At 74.4% G+C, this 5,606-nt stretch carries 4 protein-coding genes and 1 pseudogene; 3 read left to right on the plus strand and 2 right to left on the minus strand.

Translation table 11 applies throughout. The annotated features are described in order from the left end of the window. The 3 genes and pseudogenes from HGCM_RS19790 to guaB form a co-directional block, all read left to right on the plus strand. Window positions 1-387, plus strand: a pseudogene (locus HGCM_RS19790) (MerR family transcriptional regulator); the annotation flags it as partial. A gap of 267 nt (window positions 388-654) precedes the next feature. Next, the gene (locus HGCM_RS08335; protein ID WP_425457462.1) at window positions 655-1,341 is read left to right on the plus strand and encodes a LuxR C-terminal-related transcriptional regulator; all 687 of its coding nucleotides are present in this window, start codon (window positions 655-657) and stop codon (window positions 1,339-1,341) included. Between the two features lie 100 nt (window positions 1,342-1,441). After that, window positions 1,442-2,956: an IMP dehydrogenase gene (guaB, locus tag HGCM_RS08340; protein WP_019136394.1), complete on the plus strand. Its 1,515-nt coding sequence runs from the start codon at window positions 1,442-1,444 to the stop codon at window positions 2,954-2,956. 73 nt (window positions 2,957-3,029) lie between these two features. Here guaB and HGCM_RS08345 read toward each other — a convergent pair whose 3' ends face one another. Both HGCM_RS08345 and HGCM_RS08350 read right to left on the minus strand, forming a co-directional pair. Next, complete coding sequence (locus HGCM_RS08345) at window positions 3,030-4,592, minus strand: helix-turn-helix domain-containing protein (RefSeq protein WP_019136395.1); 1,563 nt, start codon at window positions 4,590-4,592, stop codon at window positions 3,030-3,032. A gap of 119 nt (window positions 4,593-4,711) precedes the next feature. Further along, the gene (locus tag HGCM_RS08350; RefSeq protein ID WP_019136396.1) at window positions 4,712-5,431 is read right to left on the minus strand and encodes an exonuclease domain-containing protein; all 720 of its coding nucleotides are present in this window, start codon (window positions 5,429-5,431) and stop codon (window positions 4,712-4,714) included. Between the last annotated feature and the right edge of the window lie 175 nt (window positions 5,432-5,606).

Here is a 5,606-nt window from a genome sequence, read left to right on the forward strand (position 1 = left end):
CTGCGGGAGCTGCCCAGCCCGGCCCGGGGCAGCGCCGTCGTCCTCGTCGTCGTGCCGTCGGGCGAGGAGCGCCCGCCGCTCGCGCACGCCCTCGCGGGCGCGCTCGCCGCGCAGGGGCTGGACGCGCGCGTGGTCGGCGGGCGCGTGGACCCGCGGCACGCCGTCGAGCTGGTCATGATGACGCGCCCCGTGGCCGTCGTCACCGTCCTGCCGCCGCACGGCGGCGACCCGGCCGCGATCGGGGCGCTCGCCGAGGCGCACCCTGACCTCACGCAGCTCGTCAGTGTGCCCGACGAGCTCGCGGCGCAGGTGCCGTTCGGCCCGTCGGTGCACCGCGCACGCTCGTTCGCGGGCCTCGTCCACGAGGTCCTCGCACTCGTCCGATGACTCCGAACGGGTGACGCCCGGTCGGGTCACCCCGTCGACATTCCCGGCGGCCGGAGCGGAACCGGACGAACCGCGGGCGCGCACGGTCGCAGTCCGCGTCGACCGCTAAGTTGAGCGTGCCCGGCGGCCGATACGTACCTGGAGCCGGGAAGTCCCTCGGCTGACGTTCGACGACGAGCTTCGGCGCGTCCGCTGCGCGAGAGAGGAGAGGCGATGCCCGGTGTCGTGGTCTGTCACGGCTCCGTCACGGTCCGGGAACGTCTCGTCGTGACCTCGATCGGCGTGCCGGCGCTCACCCCCGTGCGCGCCGCCGCCACCGTGGACGAGCTGGTGGCGCACGCGCGCCGCACCGCACCGACGGTCGTGCTGCTCGACGCCCACATCGCCGCTCCCGGCCCGCACGAGGCCATCCGCCGGCTGCGCACGGTCGCCCCGGCGGCCGCCGTGGTGCTGCTCGCGAGCCCGGACGACACCGTCGCCCTGGACCGGGCCCTCGCGCTCGGCGCCCGCGGGTTCCTGGCGCCCGACGTCGGCCGTCCGGAGCTGTCCGCCGTGGCCGCGCACATCCTCGCCAGCCCCGTGGCGGGCGCGCAGCGCCCCGACCAGCCCGTCGACGTGCCGCGGCCCTCGGTGCCGGCACCCGCCGTGCCGCCCGGCCTGCCGAACCCCTCCCTGCCCGCCTCGGTGCAGCCCGAGCCCGTCGTCCCGCCGCAGCGCTCGGGGGACGCCGACGGCGCGGAGAGCGCGGAGCCGCCGCGCCCCGCGCTCACCAAGCGGGAGATCGAGGTGCTCGTCGGCATGAGCAACGGCCGCTCCAACGCCCAGATCGGCGCCGAGCTCTTCCTGTCCGAGGACACCGTCAAGACGCACGCGCGCCGGCTGTTCCGCAAGCTCGGCGCCGCCGACCGCGCGCAGGCCGTCGCGATCGGCCTGCGCGGCGGTCTCATCCGCTGAGCGCGCGCTCGCGCGGCCGGCGGGCGACCGCGGCCCTGCCGGCGTGACCGAGGGCCGGGCGGCGACCGCGGGGCGTCCCGCGGGGACGTATCCTGGGCCGATGACGGAGCTCGACCAGACCCGCGACCCGTTCGCCCGCATCGGGCTGACCTACGACGACGTCCTGCTCCTGCCGGGGGAGACCGACGTCATCCCGAGCGAGGTCGACACGACCGCTCGGCTCACCCGCGAGATCTCCGTCCGCGTACCGCTGTCGTCGGCCGCGATGGACACCGTCACCGAGTCGCGGATGGCCATCGCGATGGCCCGCCAGGGCGGCATCGGGATCCTGCACCGCAACCTGTCGATCGCCGACCAGGCGCACCAGGTCGACCGGGTCAAGCGCTCGGAGTCCGGCATGGTGACGGACCCCGTGACCGTGGGCCCCGAGGCGACGCTCGCCGAGCTGGACCGGCTCTGCGGGACGTACCGCGTCTCGGGGCTGCCGGTCGTCGACGCGGACCGCCGGCTGATGGGCATCATCACCAACCGCGACCTGCGCTTCGTCCCGGGCTCCGAGTGGGAGACCCGCCGCGTGCGCGAGATCATGACGCCGATGCCGCTCGTCACGGCGCGCGTCGGGATCGAGCGCGACGACGCGGCCGCGCTGCTCGCCAAGCACAAGATCGAGAAGCTGCCGCTCGTCGACGACGCCGGGGTCCTGCAGGGGCTCATCACCGTCAAGGACTTCGTGAAGTCGGAGCAGTACCCGCTCGCCACCAAGGACGACGAGGGCCGGCTGCGCGTCGGCGCCGCCGTCGGGTTCTTCGGGGACGCCTGGGAGCGGGCCACCGCGCTCGTCGAGGCGGGCGTGGACGTGCTCGTCGTCGACACCGCGCACGGCCACGCGCGGCTCCTGCTCGAGATGGTGCGGCGCGTGAAGGCCGACCCGGCCATGCGGCACGTGCAGGTGGTGGGCGGCAACGTCGCCACGCGCGCCGGCGCGCAGGCGCTGGTGGACGCGGGTGTCGACGCCGTCAAGGTCGGCGTCGGGCCGGGCTCGATCTGCACGACGCGCGTCGTGGCCGGCGTCGGCGTGCCGCAGGTGACCGCGATCTACGAGGCGTCGCTCGCGACGAAGCCGGCCGGCGTGCCGCTCATCGGCGACGGCGGCCTGCAGTACTCGGGCGACATCGCCAAGGCGCTCGTGGCCGGCGCCGACACGGTGATGCTGGGCTCGCTGCTGGCGGGCTGCGAGGAGTCGCCCGGCGACCTCGTCTTCGTCAACGGCAAGCAGTACAAGCACTACCGCGGCATGGGCTCCCTGGGCGCCATGGCCTCGCGTGGGCGCACCTCGTACTCGAAGGACCGCTACTTCCAGGCGGACGTCACCTCGGACGACAAGATCGTGCCGGAGGGCATCGAGGGCCAGGTGCCCTACCGCGGCCCGCTCGCGGCGGTCGCGCACCAGCTCGTCGGCGGCCTGCACCAGTCGATGTTCTACGTCGGCGCGCACACGATCCCCGAGCTCCAGGAGCGCGGGCAGTTCGTCCGGATCACGCCGGCGGGCCTCAAGGAGAGCCACCCGCACGACATCCAGATGACCGTCGAGGCGCCGAACTACTCCGGCCGCTGACGCACGCACGAAGGGCCGGCACCCCGCGGGGTGCCGGCCCTTCGTGCGTCGCGGACGGGCCGCGCGTCGCGGGTCAGTCGCGGAACGTCTCGATGCGCGCGCCCAGCTCGACGAGCCGCTCCTGCAGCTGCTCGTAGCCGCGGGCGATGATGTCCACGTTGCGCAGCACGGACGTCCCCTTGGCGGCGAGCATCGCGAGCAGGATGACGACGGCGGGCCGCAGCGCCGGCGGGCACGACACCTCGGCGCCCGACCAGTGCGTCGGGCCGGTGATCGACAGCCGGTGCGCGTCGAGCAGCCGCACGTCGCCGCCGAGCCGGGTCAGGTCGGTGAGGTGGATGGCCCGGCCCTCGTAGACCCAGTCGTGCACCAGCGTGGTGCCCTGCGCGCACGCGGCGATCACGGCGAAGAACGGCAGGTTGTCGATGTTGAGGCCGGGGAACGGCATCGGGTGGATCTTGTCGAGCGGCGCGTGCAGCTCGCTGCGGTGGACCGTCACGTCGACGAGGCGGGTGCGCCCGTTGAGCGCGGTGTACTCCTCGGAGAGCGTGTACCGCAGACCCATCTCGGCGAGCGTCGCGAGCTCGATCTCCATGAACTCGATGGGCACGCGCCCGACCGTGATCTCGGAGCCGGTCACGATGCCCGCGGTCAGCAGGCTCATCGCCTCGACCGGGTCCTCCGAGAGGAAGTACTCCACGTCCTCGTCGATGCGGGACCGGCCGTGCACGCGCAGCGTGGTCGTGCCGATGCCGTCGATGCGCACGCCGAGCAGCTCGAGGTAGAAGCACAGGTCCTGGACCATGTAGTTCGGGCTCGCGTTGCGGATCGTCGTGACGCCGTCACGGCCGGCGGCCGCCATGATCGCGTTCTCCGTCACGGTGTCGCCGCGCTCGGTCAGGACGACGGAGAGGTCGGCGCCCGACGGGGGCGTCGACGTCGCCTGGTAGTTGCCCGCCGTCGCGGTGACCGAGAGCCCGAAGGGGCGCAGGGCGATCATGTGCGGCTCGACGGTGCGCGTGCCGAGGTCGCAGCCGCCGGCGTACGGCAGCTGGAAGTCGCGCTCACGGCCGAGCAGCGGGCCGAGGAACATGATGATCGAGCGCGTGCGGCGCGCCGTGTCGGCGTCGATGTCGTCGAGCCGGAGAGCGTCCGGCACCACGATCGTGAGGTCGCGCCCGTCCGTCGACCAGGTCGCGCTGACGCCGACCGACCGCAGGGTCTCGACGATGCGGTCCACCTCGACGATGCGGGCGACGTTGCGCAGCCGCGTGGTGCCGCGGTTGAGCAGCGAGGCGCACAGCAGCGCCACGGCGCCGTTCTTGCTGGTGTTGACGTCGAGGCGCCCGTGCAGCTCGGTGCCGCCCTGCACGCGCAGGTGCGTGTGCTGCGGGCCGCCGAGGGTCACGATGGGGGAGTCGAGCGCGGCGCCGATGCGCGTGAGCATCTCGAGCGAGACGTTCTGGGCGCCCTGCTCGATGCGGTGCACCGCCGACTGGCTGGTGCCGAGGCGCTCGGCGAGCTGGGTCTGCGTGAGGCCGCGGTGCTGGCGCGCGGACCGGACGAGCGACCCCACGTGCGCGAGCGGGTCGTCGACGACGGGCAGCGAGCCCGTGGCCGGGTTGAGGATCGTCATGCGGGCCACGCTAACTCACGGATGAGATATCGCGCAGCCCGAGAGCGGCGTGACGTCGTCGAAATCACACCTTCCGGGCGGGCGTGATCCGCGCCGCGATATGGCGGGCGCCGCGCGCGCTACCAGAGCGTCCCGACCGGCTCCCGGGCCGGCCACGTCTCCTCGGCCCGCTGACCGGGCACGTCGTTCTCGTCGCGCCAGGCGTTCACGCCGACCGCCCACGCCTGGTACGCCGCCGCCTGGTAGTCGTGCAGCGTGTCGAGGTCCTGGCCCGCGAGGTGGGGGAACCGCTCGACGATCCCCGCGAGCACGTCGAGGGTCGCGATGACGTCGACGTCGGCCGTGTGCAGCGAGCCGGACTCCACGACGCTGTACACGCCGCACAGGTCGCCCAGCTTGCGCTTGCCCTCGCGCCCGGCGTCCTCCACCCGGTCCAGGACGAGCGGGTCCACGACGGGGCGCGCGTCGTGCCCCAGGCGGTCGGGCAGGGTCGGCAGCCGGTGGCGGCGCAGCTCCGCGTCGAGCAGGCACAGGTCGAACGCGGCGTTGTACGCGACGACGGGCACGCCCGCCCGCATCGCCTCCGCGATGAGCGCCGCGATCTCGTCGAGCGCGGCGCGCGGGGGCACGCCGTCCGAGCGGGCGCGCTCCGTCGTGATGCCGTGGATGGCCGTCGCGGCCTCGGGGATCTCGACGCCCGGGTCGAGCAGCCAGGTGCGGATGTGCGTGCCGGAGGCGTCGCGGCGGACGAGCGCGGCGGTGACGATGCGGTCCTCGTCGACGTCGATCCCCGTCGTCTCGGTGTCGAAGCCGAGCAGCGGCCCCTCGCTCCAGCCCATCGTCGTCCCTTCGTCCTGCCACGTGCCGACCGCCGGCGGGCCGGGCCGCCCCCGCGGCTCCGGGACGAGGCCCGGACGCCGGGACGCCGCCCGCGTGCCGCCCGCCCGGCGGCACGACCAGGATCGCACCGCCCCCCGACACGACGGCGGCACCGCCCCGGGCGCGCCGCCGCCC

Source organism: Cellulomonas massiliensis JC225 (assembly GCF_000312005.1).
In the GTDB taxonomy this organism is placed as follows: domain Bacteria; phylum Actinomycetota; class Actinomycetes; order Actinomycetales; family Cellulomonadaceae; genus Cellulomonas; species Cellulomonas massiliensis.